This window comes from Candidatus Acidiferrales bacterium (genome assembly GCA_036514995.1).
Classification (GTDB): domain Bacteria; phylum Acidobacteriota; class Terriglobia; order Acidiferrales; family DATBWB01; genus DATBWB01.
Genome location: DATBWB010000095.1, coordinates 1 through 22,369, shown reverse-complemented (window position 1 = coordinate 22,369; position 22,369 = coordinate 1). Strand labels below are relative to the sequence as shown.

The following is a 22,369-nucleotide window of genomic DNA, read 5'->3' as shown; positions in this document are numbered from 1 at the left end:
TCCGATCCCGATTTCATTTGACGGTGATCGTGACCGATTGCAATCCGGTGACGATGCTCTCCAGGGCGACCGACCATTCAGCAAGCGCGGATTCGCGCAGGATGGTAGCGCCGCTTGGCATACGGCCCCGGTCCAGCACGTTGATTTCGGACAGGGGCACGTTGGGCAGAACCTTGTCCTGAACCAGCAAGGTCGGGCTTGGCTGCACCAGGGTGACATAAAGGCGATCATTGCGCCGCTCGCGGTTGATGACGGCAATGAGCTGCTCAAGACTTTGCAAGCGTCTTTCCAGGGCGAAGGGCATGCGGTTGAGGGTTTCGCCGTCGGAAACCAGGATGCGTAAATCGCCTTTGAACGCCTGAGGGGGAATGGTAATGGGGATCTCCCGTACAAAGCTTGCGCCGCGGTAAGGCCGGAGCATCACTCGGATGCGCAGTTCTTCGCCCGGCATCACCTCGCTCTTGTCGCTCCATGCGTTCTGAATTTCAGCCGAGAGTCGCTGGGGCAGGAACTCCACGCTCAGGTGGACGGCGGTAACGTCGGGGCTCTCAAACGGATTGTTGAATATCCGGCCAAAGAGGGCGGCAACGGAGGTAGCCACCTGAGAGGCATCCGGGCCGCCGGCATCGCCCGGGGCGAACATGTTCTCCAGCGCGATGTGGCTGTGGTTGCGCAGCTCGATGCGGCCGCGCAGTCGCAGCGTGCTGCCCTCGCCATATTCAGGATTGCCGGCAAGTCCTTGGAGCGTGCTGACCGCGACCAGCAGCGGAGTAATCTTGGGGTGCTGCGCCACTCGAATGTGAAGCGCCTTCTCAAAACGCGGGCCGGCAAGGCGCAGTTCCACCGGGATCATCGGCGGGGCCGGTCCGAGCCGTCCGGCAAGCCCCGTCAGACGATCTTGCTCGATCGCGCCGATGGTTTCGCCCAGGTTGGCGATTTTGGTGGATGCCATGGTTGAAGCCAGCGTATAGACGAACTCCGCCCGCGCCATCGGAAGCTGGACTGCGCCGAAACCAAGCAAGGGGTGGCCAAAGGCATACACCCGATCGCCATCCACGTAGCTCACCGTGCCGGCACCATGAATCGCCAGATCGCCGCTGACAAGCACCGCGCTGATCCCATCGCCGGGTTTTACCGCTTTTGGCGCACCGGCCTGGGAGCTGGTTCCGCCCTGGACGGCTGAGAATCCGAATTGGGAAAAGTCACCCGCGAAGCGCTGCATGACCGCCCGGTCGAACCCGGCAAAAAGGAGCGGTGTCTCAATCGGAACAAGGTAGTTGCCGGCGCCGCTGCTCGCAGGGCCATAGCTTGAAGCGATGGGCTCAGGCAAAGGATAGCGGGCGGTTGCCGGCCCGGCCGCTTGAGGCGCTTCGCCGCCGGCCCGAAGCAATTGTTCGATGGGCGTGATGCCGGCCAGAGCTTCTTTGGCGAAGATGCCCAGGCGAAGAGAAAGGGCGCCGACAATCTTGCCGTCCACGTAAACCGGGCTTCCGCTCATGCCCCCGGCCACGCCGGTAAAATCCATGCGCGGTCCGCTGAGCCGGCTCAGGATGATGTGCTGCTTCGGACCCAGCAAATTCTCGAGCACGGCCAGGATTTCAACATCAAAGGCTTCCACCTTGTCGGCTTCAAACACGGTGTAGCCGACGCCCTTCATACCGGGCCGGACTTTATCGAGCGGGAGTATCTCAGTGGCCCCAGCCGGCGCGGCGGCCAGGAAGAGGATGGCACAAGCTACGAGGGAACGAAGCATGAACTCCTGCGACCGCTCCTGTCGATGCCTGCCCAGCGCCACCCTCCACGCCCATCGGATGGATGCGCATGCGCGTCCGGAGCGACCTGCGCAAACCGGCATCATAGCGTAGGCAGAGCAGGGAATCAAACGAGCCTCTGCGTTGACAAGCCAGGAACCCTCGGATAGGCTGGGGAACTTTGTTGAGCCCCAGGAGGCTGACTGAATGGCTCGCTATTTGGTGACGGGAGGGGCTGGCTTTATTGGATCTTCCATCGTTGAGGAATTGGTTCAGCGCGGCGAATCGGTCCGCATGATTGACAACCTTTCGAGCGGAAAGCGCGCCAACCTGGAAGCAATACTTGACAAAGTGGAACTGATGGTTGCTGATATTTGCGATGGTGAAGCCATGAAACGGGCCTGCCAGGGCGTGGATTTTGTGATTCACCTGGCAGCGTTGACTTCCGTTCCCCGATCCGTGGCTGATCCAGACACCACCCACCGGGTCAACGCCACCGGCACATTGGGGGTTCTGCTGGCGGCGCGCGATGCCAAGGTTCGCCGGCTGGTCTATGCGGCTTCTTCCTCGGCCTATGGCGACACCAAGACCTTGCCCAAGGTGGAGACCATGCCGCCGGTGCCCATTTCGCCCTACGGCGTTGCCAAATACGCGGGCGAGCTCTACTGCCAGGTTTTTTCGCGGGTGTATGGTCTGGAGGCGGTGGCTTTGCGCTATTTCAACATTTTTGGCCCGCGGCAGGACCCCTCTTCGCCTTACTCGGCGGTGCTTTCGAAGTTTATTACTGCGGTGCTGAAGGATGAGCCGCCGGTGGTTTATGGCGACGGCAATCAAACTCGCGACTTCACCTACGTCGCCAACGCGGTGGATGCCACCTTGCGCGCTTCCACTGCTCCCGGCACGATGGCCGGAGAGGTCTTCAACGTGGGCACGGGCGGGCGCCATTCGCTGAACGAGACGCTTGAGATTCTGGCGCAGATCTCCGAGAGGAAGATTAGCGCGAAATATGAGGCCGAGCGGCCGGGGGACATCCGTGATTCGCTGGCCGATATTTCGAAGGGGCGCCGGCTGCTCGGCTACGAGCCGGCAGTGGACTTTGAAAAAGGCCTGCGCCTTACTTACGATTGGTACAAGAACAACCTTAAAGCCTTGGCCTGGTAACCGAGCCGGTACGCGCTGGCCCGATGCGCGCTCGCTCGAGAAACAATGCGCAGGCCTTGCCGGCAAACGGCCCATGCCACGCTCGCGCCGGGCGTTTCCTTCCGGATCCCGCAGGGACGTATGCACTCCGAGCCGAAGAGCACCCAGGTCATCTATCCCGCCAGGCGAATCCTCGGCAGTCTTGACCTGCCGGGGGACAAGTCTATCTCGCACCGCTACGCCATACTAGCCGCTCTGGCCGAGGGAAAAAGCGAGATCGAGCATTTCTCCTCGAGCCGCGATTGCCAATCCACATTGAACTGCCTCCATGCGCTGGGAGTCCCTTGGAGCAGGGAAGGCGATCGAGTGGCGATCGAAGGGGTCGGGCTCGGTGGCTTGCGAGCCGCCATCCTATCGGGGCGAGCGCCGCCGGTGAGGCTCGATGCCGAAAATTCCGGCACCACGATGCGGCTCCTGGCCGGCGTCCTATCGGGGCAGCCGTTTGATTCGGCGATCGTTGGCGATGCATCGCTCAGCCGGCGGCCGATGGGGCGAGTGATCGAACCCTTGGCGCAAATGGGCGCTTCCATCCGGGCACGGGAAGGAAATTTCGCGCCGCTTGAAATCTTCGGGCGTCCTCTGCACCCCATTCGCTACGCCTTGCCCATAGCCTCCGCCCAGGTAAAGTCCGCCATTCTGCTGGCTGGCTTGTTCTGCGACGGCGAGACGGTTGTGGAGGAGCCGGTGCCGACGCGCGATCACCTTGAAATTGCCTGGCAGCAGTTCGGCGGCAAGATTCAAAGGAGAGGAGGCACGATCGCGGTAGCCGGCCGCGCTCGTTTGCTCGGCCGGAAACTCTCTTGCCCGGCTGATCTTTCGTCCGCGATTTTTTTCGTCGTGGCGGGGCTGTTGTTACCGGACACCAATCTGGTTCTGCACAATGTGGGGCTGAATCCCACGCGCACGGCGGTGCTCGATTTCTTGGCCCAGATGGGGGCGGCGGTGCGCATCATGACGCTTGGCGAAGAAAATGGCGAGCTTGCCGGCGACCTTCATGTTTCGGCTGGTCCCATCATGCGCGGTGGCGTGATTGAAGGGAAAATGGTTCCCGCGATGATTGACGAGCTGCCGGCATTGGCGGTGCTGGGAACAGCGGCCGAGCAGGGCATCGAGATTAGAGACGCGCAGGAGCTGCGCGTGAAAGAGAGCGACCGGATTGCGTTGCTCGCGTCGAATCTCCGTCGCATGGGCGCCAGCGTGGAAGAACGTCCGGACGGCCTCAAGGTGCCGGGAAAACAGCGACTGCGCGGCGCGGAGATTGACCCTCAAGGCGACCATCGCCTGGCGATGGCCTTTGCCGTCGCGGCCCTGGCCGCCGACGGCCCCACTACCATTCTGGGCAGCGAGTGCGCCGACGTTTCGTTCCCGGGCTTCTACGAGAGTTTGGAAAAAGTTGTGGAACGCGGATGAGAACAGACGACGTAGCGCCGGCCTCTGGCCGGCATTCTTCTCTAGGTCTCGCCTTCTTTGCGGAGGCGGATGGTGCCGTAGGTGGTGCTCAAGGAGATCTGGGGGCCGCGAGTGCCGACGCGGCCGGTCAGAGTTGTTGTTGCGCCGCTTTTGGAGAGCTTGAGGTTTTCGCCGGAAAAGTCGCTCACGATTTCTCCGTTCGAACGCGCGACGGCATTGATCTGGAAGGAGCTGTTGACAGGCAGAACGAGCTCAATGTCGCCGGATTCGTTCGTCACCTGAATATCCTGTTGGAGGGATTGGTGAGGGGTAAGACGAATATCGCCCCTGCGATTTTGAATCTGGAGCCGCCCGTCAAAATCTTCGACCTCAATGTCTTTGTTGTGGGTGACAAGATTCACGGCTCCTTCAGGCTTGATGAGGCGCAGGTCGCCGGAATCCATTTGCAGCGCGCCGCGGATGCGCTCGGAGGAGAGATCGGTGCGGCTGGAAAGGAAGTGGGTCAGCTTCGAGACATTTTTGATCTTGATCTCGCCAAAGAATTCGCCCTGGATGTTCACTTCACCCGCGATGTCGGCCAGGTCCAACTCATCGCCGCGCCCGGCAATGCGAAGGTTGCCTTCCAAATTGGCCGCCCGAATCGAGCCTCGAGATTGATCCACTTCGGTCTTGCCCTTGATCGCCTGCAATTCCACGTCGCCAAACCTTGAACTGAGACGGATCGCCCCGTGAATCCCGTTGATACGGATGTCGCCTCGATGGGCTGAGAGTTGCAAATCGGTTCTGACGGGAACCGTAACCTCGAGGTCCACGCGCTTCACGCGCCCGTGCCCGCCGGTGTCAAACTCGGGCCGGATTTCGAGCCCGGCCGGCGTCTCGATAACGCCCATGTGCACCTGATCCGCCAATCGTTTGGCCTCTTCTTCTCGATCCGCCCCGATGCGCTTTCGGGCGACCACTCGCACTTCCGCTGCTTCGCCGGCGCGGATGACGAGCTCCCCCTGCGGGCTTGAGATCGTTACGGCGGCGCCTGCCTTGAGCGGCTGCGTAACCTGCTCGGTGAAGTCAAAGGTATCGCGGTAAACGTTGAGGTCGCTCAGATCAATCTTCCAGCCGCGGCGCACCCAGTCGCTGCGGTAATAGTGCGCAGCAGCAAGTCCCAACAGGATGAGAAAGACGATTGCAAAAATCTCCCCACCAGTAATGACGGGGCCGGGGGCGCCGCGACGAAGGAAATATTCGAGCAGCCGGATGGCGCCAAGCGCGATCAGAAGGACGGGCCAATACTGGCCAAAGAATTGGCCGATCGGCAATTCCGGGTGTGCCCGCTTGATGAGCACGAAAGCACCCGCGCCGATAAGAAAGAGCGGCCAGAAGAGAGACCCGCGGCGAACCTGGCCGTTGCTCATTGCCGGTCTCCTTGACTCGAACCGGAGATGTGACCCGTTCGCGGCGCGAGATTTTCAAACAGTTTGAGCAGGCCGAGGGCAATAATCAAAATGGGCCAGAGGTCCTCGAAGCCATAGCGGTGGCTGAATTGGCCGACCAGGAAGAGGACCCCGGCAACAATGAAAAGGATCGGCCACGTGAGCGAGCTGACCGTGCAACAAGGGCAGGTGCAACGTGTCTCGGCCATGGCTGCCTCCTTATTGCCCACCCGGGCTCATGCGCTTGATGAGCAGGAACACACCGAGAAGAATCAGGGCCACCGGCCAAAAGTGAAACAGGCGGTCGAAAATGCCGAGGCTCTGCAAGAGAAAGAGCACACCGATGCCGATCAGAATGATCGGGCCGGTGGGAAACCGACCGGCTGCGACAGTGCCCCCGAGCGCCCAATCATCGGCGACCGGCATCCCGGCGCACTTCGCCTTGGCTGTCCGATAGGCGTCCACGACCATGTAAACGATGAAACCGGATAGGCCCAGGCCAAGGATGACAGCAATCCCCTCGCTGGGCCCCTGGCTCAAAAGGGCGATGATCCCGCCGAAAATCAAGATGTGAACCAGCCCCTTCAAGTATTGCCCGTTGTAAATGGCGCCGACACCGGGAATGAAACTGAGACCAAGGGCGAGGCCGGGATTGGGTGCCCCGGGGACAGCTGGGGCCGGCGTGGGAAGTGGTGGCCGGGGAGCAAGTACGGTAGCGGCCAAACAATCTTCGCAATAAATGACGCCGCGCACGTCGCGCTTGCACTCCTCACAGAGGGCCTTGCCGCAACTGCGGCAGTACCTGACCGCTTCCACGTCGTTATGAATCGCGCACTTCATTGAGCACTCCTTTGGGCAGCCGAATAGAGCGCCAGGAGTTGCTGGCTGCCGCCTACGCCGGAATTGCGTTCGCGTGGCTTGGGTTTGGTTTCCGGCTGCGGCTGGGCAGGAACGGCAGATTCCGGCTGGGTAATCTGCAGCCGCGACTGGATTTCGTAAACCACCCTCAAGTCACTGACGAACTTGGCCCCACGGGCGTAGGCAAGGTGCAAGTGGCGATTGACGTTACGATAGACTTGCGCCGGATGGAGGTCGGCTGCCCGCAAATCACGCGGGGAGACGCCCAGAGCGTGAAAGACGAACGTCGCGGAGAGCAAAGCCGCCGCCAGGCTCATGCCGAAGCGAGGTTCCAGGACCGGACGCATCCAACCGAGCCATCTCACCGGGCGCAACCAACCAAAGCCTTCCGGTTGACGACGTGGACCAAGCGTTTCCGTCAGGATCCTCTCGACCAGACGGGGCGGCGCCTCAGCCATTTCCATGGCGTGGAGCGCCTCGATGGCCGATCCCGCCTGATTGAGTAGAAGTTGGCAGCGCAAGCAGCTTTCCTGATGCTCGGCCAGGGAAGCCCGGTCAGCCGCGGAAAGCCGACCTTCCAGGTATTCGCTCAGCCCAGTCTCGAATTGTTCACAGCTCGAAGGCATCTCGTTAGCCTCTAACCCTCTATACGCTTTCCTACGCCCATTTGTTGCAAGACCCGTGCCAGTTCAATTCGTCCCCGATTGATCCGTGATTTGACCGTACCCTCGGGGATGTCCAAAACCCTTTGAATTTCAACGTATTCCAGGCCCTGTAAGTCCCTTAGAATCACAGCTTCACGGAGGTCAGGCGAGAGTCGAGCGAGGGCCCTTTGCACCTTTTCACTGAGCTCAGCTCGGCTGGCAAAAAGTTCGGGCGACGCCGCGTCACTCTCCTTCTGCTCGACTCCCTCCAACTGATCTTCAAGCGAGTCCGTGATCCGATCTTTCTTGGTCCGGCGATAATGGTCAATGAGAAGATTTCGAGTCACCCGCATGAGCCAGGTGGTCAGGTTGCCTTCTGCCGCGCGGTACGTTTTGAGCGTTCGATAGACGCGGAGAAAAACGTCCTGAGAAAGGTCTTCAGCCTCCGCCCGGCTGCTGGTGAAGCGATAGCAAAGATTGAAAACGCGCTGGGTGTGCCGCCGGACGATTTCCTCCCAGGCAATGTCGTCGCCCTTCAAGCAACGTTCCACCAGCTCCGTGTCGGTGTACAACCGTGGCTCCTTGGGGCGGACGGATGAAACCCGGATGGGTAACGCAAGGACGCTCCCGCAAGTTCCGGCAAGCCCGCCTATCGGGAAGGCGGGCAAGCTGGCATGGTAATACCATGCTCCGAACGAGGCAATGCCTTGGCCCGCGGCAGCCCGCCGCGGCGGGGCGTTTCCCGGTCTGTAGCGTGGCGGATTGTTAGGATATGCCCGGGGGTTGCGACCTGTTGGCTTGGCAAAGGCGGCAGCGCTGCGGGCGACGAATGAGGGAGGTGTCGCGTGGAAAGATCGTGGCCAGGCTCCAATCCAGCGCCACCTGCAATTGCTTCTTCAGCCCTACCAGCTTCAAGAGGTGAATCGCGTTCCAGGCGAGCCAGGCAAAATAGCCCGCGAACTTGAGCCCCATCACCTGGATTACCGCATCGTTCATCCCCAGCGAGACCAGCATCCCGGCAGGTTCGAACTCAAACGCCACCAGCGTCTCCCCCTTCATCGCCCGGGCGATGTTCTCGGCCACCACCCGCCCCTGCGCCAGCGCCACCGGAGCGATGCGCGGCGACTGTTCCGGCGCGCTCTTTTCCACCACTGCGTTGTCACCGATGGCGAACACGCCTGGAAAGCCGCTCAGCTCGAGCTGCGAAGTGACGATCAGCCGCCCCGACCTGTCTTTCGCCGCGGGCAGCGATTCCGCCAGCGGATTCGCGCGCACCCCGGCCGTCCAGATAACGGCGCCGGCGCGTATTTGCTCTCTCTCGTTGACCTCGACACCCTCTGGTGTCACCCGCGTGACCTTCGCCCGTATCCGCACCTCGATGCCTTCTCGCGCCAGCTTCTGCCGGGCGCGGCGGGCAAGCGCGGGATCGACGCCGAGCAGGATGTTGTCGGCGGCTTCCAGGAGCACCAGCCGCGCTTCGCCGGCGTTGATGCCGCGATAACGGGGGACAATGTGGCGATAGACAAGGTCGCGCAGCTCGGCCACCAGCTCCACTCCGGTGTAGCCGCCACCCACCACGACCAGGGTAAGCAAGTCTCGCTTGCGAGCCGTATCCGGCTCATGGTCGGCGTGCTCGAAGAGGTCGAGCAAATGGTCGCGCAGGGCCACCGCCTCTTCCAAGCCCTTCAGCGAAAAGCAGTGCTCGGCGGCGCCCGCGGTGCCGAAGAAGTCCGTCGTGCTTCCCAGCGCCAGAACCAGGTAGTCGTAGGGGAGCAGGCCGGTGTCGAGCTGGACTTGGCGGCGGGCGAGGTCAAGGGCAGTGGCGCGAGCCCGCAAGAAGCCAAAGGCGCGCTGGCGGCGGATGTCGCGCAGGCTCTGCACGATGTGGCGCGGCTCAATGTAGCAGGAGACAACCTGAGGGAGCAGCGGAGTGAAGAGGAAGTAGTTCTGCTCGCTGACCAGGGTGAGTTCGACCCCTGGTTCGCCCGGCAAGCGCCGCTCCAGTCCCAGCATGGCCTCGAGCCCGCCAAAGCCGGCCCCGAGCACAACAATGCGCGTCATCTCAGCCATCGAGGCATCTTCCTGCGGAAGTCTCGCGAGGTCGAGACTCGCGGGTTAGCTTTGCTGTCATCCTAGGAGCCGTTACGCGGTAAGTCAAACGTAGCCGGAGAGCCCGCCGCGGCAGGCCTGCCCGCACAGCTCGCGCCCAGCGCGGATGTGCATCCTGCGCGGCGCGGGACACGCTGAGGCGAGAGGCCGCTCCGGGGCGGACGGGGTCATCCCCCCGCCCCTTTCTCTTTTCCGCGAATCGTCCCGCTCTGGCGGGATGGTTGACACTCCCAGGCGGCTGGTATAGCTTGCGGACTTGCCTATGAGGCGCGTTTATCGGATTGCAGCCGTCATTTTGATTTGTCTGGCGATTGGCCTGATTCTTTACTACCGATACAAAACCGCTCAAACGCCCGCATGGTTTGACTGGAGGGCGTTTGTGACCTCGCTTCGCAATATCAATAAGCCAGTGCTGGCCCTTGCGTTCGTCACCATCTATGCCACCTACCTGGTGCGCTCGTTGCGCTGGCAGCAGTACGTTCGGCCCATTGCCGAGACGCGCCTCGTGAATTTGCTCGTCGCCACCGTAATCGGCTTCACCAGCCTGTTTTTGCTCGGGCGGGCGGGGGAGGTGGTGCGGCCGCTGCTGATTGCCCGGAAGGAAAACTTGCGCATGGCTTCCATGATGGGTGTCTGGCTGCTGGAACGGATTCAGGACCTGCTCTCGATCCTGCTTTGGATGGGATTGGGTTTGACGCTCGGTCGAGTTACGGCAGCGAGCGATAGTTCCGGCACGGTCATGCTTGCTCGGACGCGGCAGGCGGGTTGGTTGGCGCTGGCCGCGGTGGTAGCGGCCACGGGCCTGCTGGCGCTTTGGCGGTTCCGGAGCGCCAGCATGTCCGGCTGGCTCGACCGGAAGCTGCGTTTCCTTCCCCATCGCTGGCATCGCAAAATAAGCGATACGCTCCAATCGTTTGGAGAAGGTCTTCAATCCGTTGAGCATACCGGCAAGTTGGTCTTGACAGTCGGTTACTCGATCTTCCTGTGGCTGCTGATTTCCGGAACGTACTATATTGTCTGCCAGAGTTTCGGCGGAAACCTGGCCAGGATTACTTTTGCCGGGATTCTTCTGCTGGTGGCCATTGCCATGTTGGGCTCCACCGTGCAGATACCGGGGGTTGGCGGGGGAGTGCAGGCGGCCACGTTTATCGCTCTAACGGCGATCTTCGGCATATCGGTTGAACTGGCGGCGAGCGCGACCATCCTGATTTGGCTGCTGACGTTTGCTGCGGTCAGTCTGGTTGGCATCCCCTTGATGATTCGTGAAGGACTTTCCCTCGGGCAACTCCGGGCCATGGCCCGGGCAAGAGCAGAACTTTCCGAACCTCCCGCCGGTACGTCCTCGAGAGAGCGGCCATGAAATGCCCCTTTTGCGGTTTCAATGACGACCGGGTAGTGGATTCGCGGGAGGGTCGGGAAGCGGATCGCATTCGCCGGCGGCGGGAATGTCTTCGCTGTCGGCGGCGCTTCACCACTTATGAGCGGATTGATGAAATCCCTTACATGGTGGTCAAGCGGGACGGCCGGCGAGAGAAGTTCGACCGGCAGAAAATTTTGGCCGGGCTATTGAAAGCATGCGAAAAGCGGCCGGTGAGCATGACCAAGCTGGAATCCATCGTCAACGAAGCGGAGGCATACCTGATGGAGTCGGCGGAGCGCGAGCGGCCGGCAACCGAACTGGGCGCGCTCATCATGAACCGCTTGAAAAAGCTGGATAAGGTGGCCTACGTGCGCTTCGCTTCGGTTTATCACGATTTCAAGGACGTGCGGGAATTCATGGCGGAGTTGAAGACGCTGCTCAAAGAGAAGGCAAGAAAGTAGAATCCCTGCCACGGCGCAAGCTGCGCCACCCGCGCTCGGCCTACCCGGCATTCCAAACGGCGGCATCAAATGTTTTCATCGTGGCAAACCCCAGTCGCTCGTAGAGCCGGACCGCCGGATTCGCTGCCGTAACGGTCAACGAGACGCCCGTGTAGCGGCGCCGGCGCAGCGAGAGGAAGGTCTCTGCCAGCAGCCGGGAGCCGAGACCGAAGCAGCGGTACTCGGGAATGACGCAAATTTGGGTGATGTGGCCGACGTGCTCGGCCACTCGGGAAGTCAGGATGACTCCAGCCAGCCTTTCGGTTCCGATTTCCGTGGCCACAAACGAACAGTCGGCTTGAAACATTCCGCAACCCGGGAAGATGATGATGTTCTTCAGAAACTTCAAGGCCCCTGTCTGGGTCTCATACTGGTCGTTGATCTGGCTGTCTATGTGTCCCAGATAGCTTTCCACAATCAACCCGGCGGTTTTTTCAAAATGGCGGTCACGCCAATGCTCGATCCGCAGCGAGGCAGAGACCGGCCGGGGGGATAGATCACTGCGGTGGAGAGAAAGAAGCATGAAGTTGCGGGGAAAGAGCCGAAAGCCGCGCGCGGCAAAAGCTTCCCGGTAGGAACCAACGCTGAAGGGAATCAGTTGCGCCTCGATGCGGCGCACATTGGGGGAGGCCTGGAGCGTTTCCAGGGTGTGATCGAGCAGCTTCTGTTCCACGCCGGCCGGAGCATGGCGAGGCGAAACAAACAGGTCGCCCACCAGGCCCTTGTGATCTTCATAGACAAAAAAGGAGTAGCCCACCGCGCGGCGATTCTCCATGGCGACGTAGCCGGGCAGCGTCCGGGCATCCACGAATCGTTTGATGGTCGCGACGGAGTCGTGATAGTCCCACTGGAGTTGCTCGCTCCAGGCAAGCCGTTCTTCCTCGAAGAGCGGGTCCAGTTCGCTGGCCGTCACCTGGCGAAGGTCGAGGATCTCCATGGAAGCGGACGCCCCGCCACGGCGGGGCCGGGCGATTATAGCATTCCGTCAGTCGCGCCGCTGGAAGGAGCGCGAAGCAAGGACAAACGAGGCCGATGCGAAAACCAGGAAGGCTAGCGCCTCCATCGCCACCCGCCTCGCTGAACCCAGACCAATCGTAGAAAAGCGCAGAAAGTCAACCTGCCAGGTCGTCGGGTTGAGATAAGCCGCCACCCGAAACCACGTGGGCGCGCGCTCCAGCGGATAGAACATGCTGCTGGCAAGCAGAAACACGAAATAGAAGAGCGAAACGATGGTGTTGAAAATATCATTGCGGCGGATGCGCAGGGCAAAGACCGCAAAAAAGAAGAACCAACCAGCCGTACCCGTCACGATGCCCAGGATGGTCAGGGGCAACCCCGGCCAGGCGATGGGCACCCGCAATACGGCGACGGCCAGGCCGATTGTCAGCATCCCCTGCAAGACGGCCAGCAGGATGTTGAACAGGATCTTGCCCACCAGGAACTCGCCGCGTCGAAGCGGGTAGGTCAAGAATTCATAGAAAATTCCATTGTCCCGATCCACAAAAAATGCCCAGGCCGTATTCGACGCGATCCCGATGCCGGCCATGGCCAGGACGCCGGCGAGAAAGAATGCGTTGTAGTCCACCGTAAGACCGGGGACTTCGCTGCCCAGCGCGTGGGTGAAACCCACGCCGAAAATCAGCAAGTAGCCAAGCGGCAACAGGAGATCGTAAAAAAGCCAGGTGAGATTCGTCAGGCGTATCTTGTACTCGCGGTAGAGAACCGCCAGGATGGCGCTCAACGTTCCTCCTTCACGGTGAATCCTTCAGCAGTTCGAGGAAAACGTCTTCCAGCGAGGCGCCGGCAACCTCGAATCTCAGGACATTGGCGCGCCGGGTGGCTTCCTCGACAATTTGGAGAACGGAATGTTCGCTGCCTTTGACGGTAAATTCGATACTGGTCTCCTTGAATTGGAGCCGCGGGAGGCGAAGCTGAGAGAGAAACTCGCGCAAGCTGGCATTGACTTCCTTGAGGGTGAGGACAACATCGTACATCTGGTGGGCGAGCATTTTGAGGGAAGGCAGATCCCCGTGCGCCACGATCCGGCCTCGGTTCATGATCAGGATCGTATCGCACAGCTCTTCCGCCTCGCTCAAGATCTGGGTGGTCAGGACAATCGTCCGCCCGTTCCTCGCTTCCTGCCGCAGCAGCATCAGGAAGTCGCGCTTGATGATCGGGTCCATGCCCGTGGTGGCTTCATCCAGGAAGAGAAGGGGCGTCGAGACCGTGAACATTTTGGCCACTTGAACCCGCCGGCGATACCCGCCGCTCAAGTCCTGCGCTTTTTGTTGGGCGTACTCTTCGAGGCGAAACTGATCGAGGACGCGGTCGGCGCGGCGACGGGCTTCGGCGAGAGAAAGGCCATGGAACTTGCCGAAGGTGACCAGGTTATCGCGCACCGTGAGAAAAAGCTCGATGGCGTTCTCTTGCAGGACAACGGCAATCGAGCGACGAACCGCCAGCGGTTCGCGCACCACATCGTGGCCGAGCAACCATGCCCGGCCCGAGTGGGGCAGGGTCAGCGTGGTCAGGATTTTGATGAGGGTTGTTTTGCCGGCGCCGTTGGGGCCAAGGAGGCCGAAAATCTGCCCCGGCGACACGCGAAACGTCATCCCATCCACGGCCCGGACGGGTTCACCCCGCCGCGAGCGATACTCTTTCACCACATCTTGAACCACGATGGGATCAGTCATGACGACTCGTGCCGTTCCAACCTGATGAATCTATGCATTATACCAATGTCTTCGAGAGCACCAAGGATAGCCCCGATGGAATCGGGACGTGAAGGGAGATTTGAGGATATGAGTCCCGTTCCCAATCGTTGGAACGGCACTCGCGCACTCCCCGGCGGCTGCTTCGCCGCGGCACCGAGATCTTTGTGATAAGATGCCGACGCGTCACTGGCGCGCAGGAGGCAGTAGGCGGCTCATGCCTGCGGTTCGCAATGTCCTCTCGGAGCTGCGCTATCCTACCACGTTGTGGGCCAGGCTCCTTGCCGGGGTTCTTTCCATCGTTTTTTTTGGCTTCCTTTTGCTTACCGCGGTCGTCGGCTTTTGCCTCTATCATGTCCTGATGCCGCAGAATACCAGCGAAAACATTAACCCTGCCCGGTTGATCGGCCACATCACCCCTACCGCCTTTGCCACTGCCGACGGGCTTCGCCGCGTGGGATGGTTCTTGCCGGGCGCGAAGGGTGCTCCCGTCATTGTCCTTTGCCATGGGTACGGCTCCAACCGCGGCTCAGCCTTGGCGCTGGCCACCTCGCTCCAGGAACACCGCTACAACGTTTTTCTCTTCAATTTTAGCGGCCATGGTGACAGCCCCGGAAGATACACCACCCTGGGCTTTGGCGAGGTGGAGGAGCTCGTGGGAGCGATGCGGATGCTGCTCACCCGCGACGATGTTGACCCGGAACGGGCGGCGATCTGGGGACTTTCGATGGGGGGCTACGTCGCGCTCGAAGCAGCCGGGAAGATTCCGCAAGTCAAGTTCGTGATTGCCGACTCGATCTACGCCTCGCCTTTTGACCTGATGGCCTATCAGATTGATCAGATTGGTCCGGGCACGCTGCCGCTGGTCAAACCGTACGCGATGTTGCTGTTCAAGTTGCTGAATTTTCGCTATCGTGCGCGCCCGCCGCTCACCCACGACCCTTCCCGGCTGCGTGCCGTGACAAAGCTTTTCATTGAGGGAAACGATAGCCCCGAGTTTTTCCGCATGACGCGGGCGATTTATGACGTCGCCCCTGAACCGAAACAGGAATGGGTACTGCCGCGGACGAACTACCCTACCTTGATGGACGAGGAGAAGAGAGAGTACGAGCGTCGGCTGACGGTTTTTTTCCTTCAGAACCTTCCGGTGATCCGCCGGGCGCGATAGCTACCGCTTCCAGCAGAACAATCTCTTGCGTCGGGACGACCCCACGAACATCAGCAACGCGCCAGCCGCTCAACGGCAAAAGAGGCAGCGCGCGTTGGGTGGCGAGAAGACGTATCTGCATTCCCTCGGAGGGACGGCTCGGAAGCAACCGCGGCAACCTGCCCTCCAGGTAGTACTCCAGCCCGAATTGCCAGGAGCGTGGCAGATCCGTCGCCAGATAGAGCGGCGCTTCGGGTGAAAGCGTGCCGATAACAGTGGCGAGTCGCCGGGCAGACAGGCTCGCATCAATAAGCGGCAAGACCCGACGATTCAGATAAAGAACCATGCCGCTTGCCAGCAGGACCAGCGAGATCAGGGCAAGGGCCATGCTGCTTTGCGCTTCCGATCCCGACTCCTCGGCGCCCTTGCTCGAAGGGCGGCGAGAGAGAAAAACAAGGGAAGCAACCATCGCTAGCAACACTGCCATTCCAAAGCCGATGAGGTGACCCATCTCGACCCGCAGAGCAAACTGTGCGAGCACGGATGGCGCTGCCAGCAACAGTCCAGCCAGCCCTAGACCCGCCGAGATCACAGCGGCTCTCCCGGCGCCGGAGCTGACGCCCAGGGGGATCAGTTCGCTCGCGATCAGCGCCACCAAAGGAGCTACGCAGGGAAGGATGTACCCGGGGAGCTTTGACTGGGAGAACGAGAAGAAAATGAGGGGAAAGAGAATCCAGCAAGCAAAGAACGGCCACGCTGGCGCAACCTTTCCTCCGAAGCGGAGCAAGCGGTAGAGGCGGTGAAGAGGAAACAGCACGAGCAAGATCCAGGGAAAGATCGCCAGAGGCAAAACCGCCCAAAAGAACCAGAAGGGCTGAGGATGCTTGAAGACCGGCTCCAGGTAACGGATCCAGTTGTGGTAGATGAAGAAGGCATAGAGGAAGCCCGTGCCGTGAAGCACAGTGCAGGCGAAGTACCACGGAAGGCTGATGAGAAGAAAGATCAAAAGCCCGAGTGGATGAAGCAGGGGACGAAGCAAGGCCCACTTCCTTGTGACTGCGGCCCAAAGCAGAAATGATCCCCCCGACAGAATGATGCTGACCGGGCCTTTAGCCAAAGTGGCCAGAGCGAGAAAAGCATAGAAAGCCAGGAGCCAGCGGCGCCCTCTGCCTCGGTCGGAGTCAAACAGCCAAACCGACAGGCAGAGCATGGCCAGACCGAACGTCGCCGTGAACGGCATGTCGGTGGAAGCGGCGTGGGAGAAGACGATCATCGCGAGAGAAGAAATTCCAAGAAGGAAGGCAAAGCGTCCGGAGGAGCCGCCGAAAAGCCGCGCTGTTACCCACCCGGTCGCAACCCAGAGTAGCGCCGCCAAAAAAGCGGAGGGCAGCCGAGCAGAAACTTCTGACGGCCCCATAACGCTCATGGAGATAGCAGCCAGCCAGTAATAGAGCGGCGGCTTTTCAAACCACGGCTCTCCCCAAAGGCGGGGCGTGACCCAATCGCCGCTTCGGACCATGTCGCGGGCAATGGCCGCGTAGCGAGGTTCATCGGGAGTCACAAGACCAAGAGCGCCAAGCCGGTCGAAAAAGCAGGCGCCGAGGAGGACTGCCGCCAAGGGAATGAACACGAAGCGCTTGCGCATAACGACCCGCTTCCCGACTCGGCGCAGTCTAGCAGAACTTCTTGCCAAGGTGATACCTCGAGACTCCGGTTGGCAGGCGAGGCGGTGCTGGCTGATAATGAGCCAGCATGCGTAGAGGCGTCGAATATGCGCTGGCCTGGCTGGCGCTGAAGGCACTCGGCCTGCTGCCGCGGAGGCTCGCCCGGGTAGCGGGTGCGGCCATGGGCCGGATGGTCTATTGGTTTCACCGGCGTCTCCGGCGCGTGGGAGCCTTTAACCTCGGCATCGCCTTCCCGCAGATGCCGCCGGCAGAACGCAGGCGCATTTTGAAGCGGATGTACCGCGGCCTCGGATGGATGCTGGCGGAATTCGCCCAGTTTCCCCGATGGGCGGCGGCGAAAGCCATGCCCATCCTCATCTACGACGGTTTTGAGAATTTCACCCGGGCAAGCGAAAAAGGCAAAGGGGTCATCTGCCTGACGGCTCATTTTGGCGGATGGGAGCTTTCCGCCTTTGCTCATGCCTTGTACGGCTATCCGCTTGCTTACCTCAATCGCCCGCTCGACAACCGGCGCCTCGATGGGCTCATCAATCGGTATCGGTGTCTTTCCGGATGCCGGGCCATTGACAAGAATGAATCGGCCCGCGCCATTGTGAAGTTATTGCGGGGCGGCGGAGGAGTGGGAATCCTGGCGGATCAAAACATGCAACCCGCCGAAGGCGTTTTCGTGCCGTTTTTCGGCCTCCCGGCGTGTACGACCAGCGCCATCGCAAGGATAGCGTTGAAGACGGGCGCGGCCGTGGTGCCTTCTTTCGTGCTCTGGGACTCCGCCGCGCGCCAATATAGACTCCGGTTCGAGCCGGAAGTGGAAATGATCTCGACCGGGGACGAGGAAAAGGATGCGGTGACGAATACGGCGCGGCTGGCCGCGATTCTGGAACAGCGCGTGCGCGAGTACCCGGACCATTGGCTGTGGGTTCACAAGCGATGGCACACCCGGCCGCCGGGCGAACAGCCGCTCTATCCCTTTTGAGCTTTGCATGGGTTTGCTTCTTTTGGAATGCATGGTGGAGGCCGCTATGGGCGCGACAGCGAAAGAGATTGCCGAGTACGTGGGTGCAGGGCTTGAAGGCGATCCTTCCTTGCGGATAAGCGGGATAGCCAACCCGGAAACGGCGCGCGCGGAAGATTTGATTTACGTGGAGTCGCCACGCTGGGTCGAACGAACGATGGCGTCGGCGGCGCAATGCGTCATTGCTGGCGAAGGGGTCCGGCTCACCGGCAAGACGGTCATCCGCTCGAGCCAGCCGAAGTTGGCCCTCGCCCGGGCGGCTGCTCGCTTCTTTCCTGCCAGGCCGGCGGCGGCCGAGATTCATGCCACGGCCATCATCTCGCCCGGGGCGCGACTCGGTGGGCGAGTCAGCGTGGGTCCGTTCGCAGTGATCGAAGCGAATGCTGAGGTTGGTGAGGGCAGCTCGATAGCCGCAGGGTGCTATGTCGGCGAGGGAGTTCATCTCGGTCAGGAATGCAAGCTCTACCCGAACGTGGTCATTTATGCCGGCGTTCGGCTGGGCGATCGCGTAATCGTCCACGCCGGCACCGTGATCGGCAGTGACGGTTTTGGCTACGTTTTGGATGAGGGCGCCTATCTGAAATTTCCGCAACTCGGTACCCTGGTCATCGAGGACGACGTCGAGCTAGGCAGCAATTCGACCGTAGATCGCGGGTCGCTCGGCGAGACCCGTATCGGCCGCGGAACCAAGATTGACAACCTGGTGCAGGTGGCGCACAACGTACAAATAGGCCGGCATTGCGTGATTGCCGCTCAGACGGGCATTTCCGGAAGCAGCAGCCTGGGAGAATATGTGGTCGTGGGCGGCCAGGTAGGCATCGGCGATCACGTGCGGATTGAGAACCGCGCTGTGCTCGGTGCGCAAGCCGGGATTCCATCCAACAAGATCATTCGCGGCGAGGCTACCTATTGGGGCACGCCGGCGCGGAAGATCGAGGATTTCAAGCGGCAGCATGCGGCGGCCTCTCGCCTGCCCGAACTGATGGAAGAGCTGCGCGAATTACGAAAGCAAGTGGCCGAACTCCGTGGCGGAAGGCTCTAGCCTTCCCTCCTGTTCCGTGGAGATCGGAAGATTTCCGTCAGGACATTCGCAGCCCCTCGCTTTAGAAGCCCGATACCATGAAATTGCTCGTCGTGGGTGGCCATAGCCGGAATATCGGAAAGACCTCAGTGGTTGTCGCCATCATCTCGGCTTTTCCCGAGGTCAACTGGACGGCGGCCAAGATCACGCAGTACGGCCCCGGGGTCTGCCCGATCAACGGCGAAAGCTGCGGCTGCGCCGTGGATGAGCATGCCTTTGCCATCACTGAGGAAAGCGACGCAAACGGCGCCGGTGATACCTGCCGTTTCCTTGCCGCTGGCGCCAGGCGCTCCTTCTGGGTTCGCACCAAGCGCGGACGGCTCGCCGAAGCCGTGCCCGGTCTCCGGCAGGCCTTGGCGGGAGGGGAGAACGTCATCATCGAGAGCAATAGCTTGTTGAAATTCATTCGCCCAACTCTCTACCTTGTCGTCCTTGACCCTGGCGTCGAAGATTTCAAGGCTTCCAGCCGGGAATTTCTTGACCATGCCGGCGCCTTTCTCCTGCGCTCTCCACTCGCCGGGCAATCTCCCTGGCCACCTATCCCCCCTGAACTGTTTTTCAGCAAGCCGACGTTTTTGCTCGAGGAGAACCGCTTTTTCTCTGCCGAAGTTCGGGACTTTGTAGCAGCAAAGTTTCTGGGTTCGTGCGACGCGTGAAGCGCGTCTCCCCGGCCGGCTGGCTGAGGAATGGGCGCCGGGCACAGCTTCCGGCGAATGTTCACAACAGATTAACAAAGTTTTATCCGCATCAAGAATAATATGGTTGACGATGGCGCAACAGGGTGCGGATAATCCTTATCTTGCTCGGGAATCTGTCAGGCATTAAAGCTCGTTAATCAGCTATTTCTCATGGCACACCAAGAGAAAATTCTTTTACTGCCTCAACCGCGTGGCTTTTGCGCTGGCGTCGTGCGCGCGATTGACATCGTGAAGATTGCTCTCGAAACGTTCGGCAAGCCCGTCTATGTCCGGAGAGAAATTGTCCACAACCGTCATGTGGTGGAAGAGCTGGCGCAAAGGGGCGCTATCTTTGTGGAAGGGCTCGAGGAGGTGCCGGCCGGCGCGCGGGTGATCTTCAGCGCCCATGGCGTTTCCCCCGAGGTGCGCCAGCAGGCCGTCGAGCGCCGGCTCAGAGTCATTGACGCAACCTGCCCGTTGGTGACCAAGGTCCACCTTGAAGCCATCCGTTACGCCCGCGATAACTACACGATTGTGCTCATCGGCCACCGCGATCACGACGAGGTCATTGGCACGCTCGGCGAAGCGCCGGAAAACATCCGGCTGATCTCTTCCCCGGAGCACGTGGATAGCCTCGAGGTTCCCGACCCGGAGCGGGTCGTCTTTCTCACGCAAACCACCCTCTCCCTGGACGACACCAAAGAGATTGTGGAGCGCTTGCAGCAACGTTTTCCGAAAATCCTTTCGCCCCCGGCGCAGGACATCTGCTATGCCACCCAGAACCGGCAGGTGGCGGTAAAATCCATTGCTGCCCGGGCGGATGTCATCCTGGTGGTAGGCGCCGAGAACAGCTCCAATTCGAACCGGCTTGTTGAAGTGGCCGAGAAGTCCGGCACGCGCGCCTATCTCATTCGCAGTTGGCGAGACATCCGGCCGGAATGGATTGCCCGGGCGAGCAGGATTGGCCTGACCGCTGGCGCCTCGACGCCGGAGGTTCTGGTCGAGCAGGTGGTGGTGCATCTGCGCGAGGCAGGCTTTACCCGGGTGGAAGAGATGGAAGTGGTTGAAGAAAATGTCCGTTTTGGTCTGCCGCCTGAATTGCGACATGAAGAAGTTTCCGCCGCAGCTCAGTCACCCTTTTTGATTATCTAGTGCCGTTCCAAATGGAACTACCTCGTCATAAGTGGTTTGGACGGGCGGGCATGACCAAGTTTGGCCGCAGGGGACGCAGGCAGATAAAGTGACGACGGCGCTAGTTTCATTCTGAAGCCGTGACCATGGCCGACAGCGAAAAAGTCGAACTGAGGGAGGAAACAGTATCCGGCTACGCGCCTGGGCGGCTGCCGGGCGTCCCGCTGGCGCTCGAGGAGGCCATCCACGACGCCGTGGAGGCGGCGGCGCGCCACCTTTTGGCTCTGCAAGCGAGCGACGGGCACTGGTCCGCGGAGCTGGAAGCCGATACCACCCTCGAGTCGGACTATATCCTGTTCCGCCACCTCATCGGCCGATTCACACCAACGCGCATCCAGAAGGCCGCCAACTACCTCCGACGTCATCAGCTCCCGGATGGCGGCTGGAATATCTATTTTGGCGGTCCCTCCGAACTCAACGCCACCGTCAAGGCCTACTTCGCTCTGAAGCTTGCCGGCGATTCACCGGAAGCTCCCCACATGGTTCGAGCGCGGGAACGCATTCTCGAGATGGGCGGGATCGAAAAGACCAATACCTTCACTCGCTATTATCTCTGCCTGGTCGGCGCTTGCCATTGGAAGATGGTTCCGGCAGTGCCGCCGGAGATGATTCTGCTGCCCCACTGGTTCTATCTGAACCTCTACGAGATGTCTTCCTGGTCGCGGGCCATTTTGGTTCCGCTTTCCGTTCTCTACGCCAGGAAACCTTGCTGGCCGGTGCCGGCGTCGGCCAGAGTGGACGAGCTTTTCCGCGACCCCGCCGGGCGCTCCAGTCCGCTCGGTTGGGATCGGCATCTCTGGAGTTGGAAGAATTTCTTTTTGTTTGTGGATCACCTGCTGAAACTTGTCGAGCGTAGCCGGTGGAAGCCGTTTCGAAAACGAGCGCTCAAGGAAGCCGAGCGTTGGCTGAGGACCCGCATGGAGGGATCAGACGGGCTGGCCGCGATCTTTCCGGCGATGATGAATTCCATCCTGGCTTTGATGGTCCTCGGCTACGATCGGGACCATCCGCTGACGGCGCAGCAGATTGCCGCGTTCGAACGATTGGGAATGGAAGGGGAAGACACGTTGCGGATGCAGCCGTGTTTCTCGCCAGTCTGGGACACGGCCCTTGCCGTGGCTGCCCTGGGCGAAGCCGGGTTGCCGGCCAAGCACCCGGGCATGCAAGCAGCCGCCCGGTGGCTGCTCGACAAGCAGTGTTTCGCCCGGGGAGACTGGAAGATCAACAACCGCGAAGGGGAGCCGGGAGGCTGGTGTTTCGAGTACCGGAACGATTTTTATCCAGACGTGGACGACACCGCTGCGGTTTTGCTGGCTCTCGAGAGGGTGGCGCACCCCGTCCGGTCGGCGCTGGAACGCGCCCTGCGGCGGGGCGTCCAGTGGACGCTCAGCATGCAGGGCAAGGACGGCGGCTGGGGCGCATTTGACAAGGATTGCACGAAGAACATCCTCGAAAAGGTTCCGTTTGCCGATCACAACGCCATGCTCGACCCCGAGTGCGCCGACATCACGGCCCGCATTTTGGAGTTGCTGGGCCAGGAGAACTTCCCGCTGGACAATCCGCAGGTGGTGGAGGAAGTTCTCCTGGCCCAGCAACTCCAAAATGC

Annotated in this window: 21 protein-coding genes; 10 read left to right on the top strand and 11 right to left on the bottom strand. The window is 60.8% G+C overall.

Annotated features, from left to right (window positions below; all coding sequences use genetic code 11):
- Nucleotides 1–13 precede the first annotated feature (13 nt).
- Nucleotides 14–1,753, bottom strand: a complete 1,740-nt coding sequence (locus tag VIH17_06810; GenBank protein HEY4682944.1) for a hypothetical protein — start codon at nt 1,751–1,753, stop codon at nt 14–16.
- 205 nt (nt 1,754–1,958) lie between these two features.
- On the opposite strand from VIH17_06810, the gene VIH17_06805 reads away from it, so the two are divergent.
- A complete protein-coding gene (locus VIH17_06805) occupies nt 1,959–2,912 on the top strand; it encodes an SDR family oxidoreductase (protein HEY4682943.1) in 954 nt (317 codons plus the stop codon).
- 120 nt (nt 2,913–3,032) lie between these two features.
- On the top strand, nt 3,033–4,361 hold the full coding sequence (gene aroA / locus VIH17_06800) for a 3-phosphoshikimate 1-carboxyvinyltransferase (protein HEY4682942.1): 1,329 nt from the start codon (nt 3,033–3,035) through the stop codon (nt 4,359–4,361).
- Nucleotides 4,362–4,402: 41 nt separating this feature from the next.
- Here aroA and VIH17_06795 read toward each other — a convergent pair whose 3' ends face one another.
- The 6 genes from VIH17_06795 to VIH17_06770 all read right to left on the bottom strand — a co-directional run bounded on the left by VIH17_06795 (nt 4,403) and on the right by VIH17_06770 (nt 9,360).
- Nucleotides 4,403–5,770: a DUF4097 family beta strand repeat-containing protein gene (locus tag VIH17_06795; protein ID HEY4682941.1), complete on the bottom strand. Its 1,368-nt coding sequence runs from the start codon at nt 5,768–5,770 to the stop codon at nt 4,403–4,405.
- Nucleotides 5,767–5,997: a DUF5668 domain-containing protein gene (locus VIH17_06790; protein HEY4682940.1), complete on the bottom strand. Its 231-nt coding sequence runs from the start codon at nt 5,995–5,997 to the stop codon at nt 5,767–5,769. The genes VIH17_06795 and VIH17_06790 overlap by 4 nt, the downstream gene beginning before the upstream one ends.
- 10 nt (nt 5,998–6,007) lie before the next feature.
- Nucleotides 6,008–6,628 carry a B-box zinc finger protein gene (locus VIH17_06785; GenBank protein HEY4682939.1) on the bottom strand — a complete coding sequence of 207 codons (621 nt, stop codon included), beginning with the start codon at nt 6,626–6,628 and terminating at the stop codon, nt 6,008–6,010.
- Entirely contained in the window at nt 6,625–7,272 is a 648-nt protein-coding gene (locus tag VIH17_06780; GenBank protein ID HEY4682938.1) for a hypothetical protein, read from the bottom strand. The genes VIH17_06785 and VIH17_06780 overlap by 4 nt, the downstream gene beginning before the upstream one ends.
- 11 nt (nt 7,273–7,283) lie before the next feature.
- Nucleotides 7,284–7,862 carry a sigma-70 family RNA polymerase sigma factor gene (locus VIH17_06775; protein HEY4682937.1) on the bottom strand — a complete coding sequence of 193 codons (579 nt, stop codon included), beginning with the start codon at nt 7,860–7,862 and terminating at the stop codon, nt 7,284–7,286.
- Between the two features lie 193 nt (nt 7,863–8,055).
- On the bottom strand, nt 8,056–9,360 hold the full coding sequence (locus tag VIH17_06770; GenBank protein ID HEY4682936.1) for an NAD(P)/FAD-dependent oxidoreductase: 1,305 nt from the start codon (nt 9,358–9,360) through the stop codon (nt 8,056–8,058).
- Between the two features lie 301 nt (nt 9,361–9,661).
- On the opposite strand from VIH17_06770, the gene VIH17_06765 reads away from it, so the two are divergent.
- Both VIH17_06765 and nrdR read left to right on the top strand, forming a co-directional pair.
- Entirely contained in the window at nt 9,662–10,759 is a 1,098-nt protein-coding gene (locus VIH17_06765) for a lysylphosphatidylglycerol synthase transmembrane domain-containing protein (GenBank protein HEY4682935.1), read from the top strand.
- A complete protein-coding gene (gene nrdR, locus VIH17_06760) occupies nt 10,756–11,220 on the top strand; it encodes a transcriptional regulator NrdR (protein ID HEY4682934.1) in 465 nt (154 codons plus the stop codon). Before VIH17_06765 ends, nrdR begins: the two co-directional genes overlap by 4 nt.
- A 40-nt stretch (nt 11,221–11,260) precedes the next feature.
- Here the strand turns inward: nrdR and VIH17_06755 are convergent, their stop codons facing one another.
- Genes VIH17_06755 through VIH17_06745 form a run of 3 tightly spaced genes read right to left on the bottom strand, consistent with a single transcriptional unit; the run spans nt 11,261 to nt 13,952 of the window.
- The gene (locus VIH17_06755; protein HEY4682933.1) at nt 11,261–12,196 is read right to left on the bottom strand and encodes a GNAT family N-acetyltransferase; all 936 of its coding nucleotides are present in this window, start codon (nt 12,194–12,196) and stop codon (nt 11,261–11,263) included.
- A 48-nt stretch (nt 12,197–12,244) separates the two neighbouring features.
- Complete coding sequence (locus VIH17_06750) at nt 12,245–13,000, bottom strand: ABC transporter permease (GenBank protein ID HEY4682932.1); 756 nt, start codon at nt 12,998–13,000, stop codon at nt 12,245–12,247.
- A 10-nt stretch (nt 13,001–13,010) separates the two neighbouring features.
- Nucleotides 13,011–13,952 (bottom strand): ABC transporter ATP-binding protein, encoded by a 942-nt coding sequence (locus tag VIH17_06745; protein HEY4682931.1) that lies wholly within the window; start codon nt 13,950–13,952, stop codon nt 13,011–13,013.
- Nucleotides 13,953–14,187: 235 nt separating this feature from the next.
- Here VIH17_06745 and VIH17_06740 point away from each other — a divergent pair, with 235 nt between their 5' ends.
- A complete protein-coding gene (locus VIH17_06740) occupies nt 14,188–15,138 on the top strand; it encodes an alpha/beta hydrolase (GenBank protein HEY4682930.1) in 951 nt (316 codons plus the stop codon).
- On the opposite strand, the gene VIH17_06735 is transcribed toward VIH17_06740, so the two are convergent.
- Entirely contained in the window at nt 15,047–16,762 is a 1,716-nt protein-coding gene (locus VIH17_06735) for a glycosyltransferase family 39 protein (GenBank protein HEY4682929.1), read from the bottom strand. The two genes, VIH17_06740 and VIH17_06735, sit on opposite strands and share 92 nt — an antisense overlap.
- Before the next feature lie 107 nt (nt 16,763–16,869).
- Here VIH17_06735 and VIH17_06730 point away from each other — a divergent pair, with 107 nt between their 5' ends.
- From VIH17_06730 to shc, 5 genes are all read left to right on the top strand, one after another.
- Complete coding sequence (locus VIH17_06730; protein ID HEY4682928.1) at nt 16,870–17,775, top strand: lysophospholipid acyltransferase family protein; 906 nt, start codon at nt 16,870–16,872, stop codon at nt 17,773–17,775.
- A 46-nt stretch (nt 17,776–17,821) separates the two neighbouring features.
- Complete coding sequence (lpxD, locus tag VIH17_06725) at nt 17,822–18,856, top strand: UDP-3-O-(3-hydroxymyristoyl)glucosamine N-acyltransferase (protein ID HEY4682927.1); 1,035 nt, start codon at nt 17,822–17,824, stop codon at nt 18,854–18,856.
- Between the two features lie 77 nt (nt 18,857–18,933).
- Nucleotides 18,934–19,551: a hypothetical protein gene (locus VIH17_06720; GenBank protein ID HEY4682926.1), complete on the top strand. Its 618-nt coding sequence runs from the start codon at nt 18,934–18,936 to the stop codon at nt 19,549–19,551.
- 192 nt (nt 19,552–19,743) lie between these two features.
- The gene (locus VIH17_06715; GenBank protein HEY4682925.1) at nt 19,744–20,724 is read left to right on the top strand and encodes a 4-hydroxy-3-methylbut-2-enyl diphosphate reductase; all 981 of its coding nucleotides are present in this window, start codon (nt 19,744–19,746) and stop codon (nt 20,722–20,724) included.
- Nucleotides 20,725–20,849: 125 nt separating this feature from the next.
- Nucleotides 20,850–22,369, top strand: a 1,520-nt coding sequence (gene shc, locus VIH17_06710; protein ID HEY4682924.1) for a squalene--hopene cyclase, incomplete at its 3' end; no start/stop codon positions are given.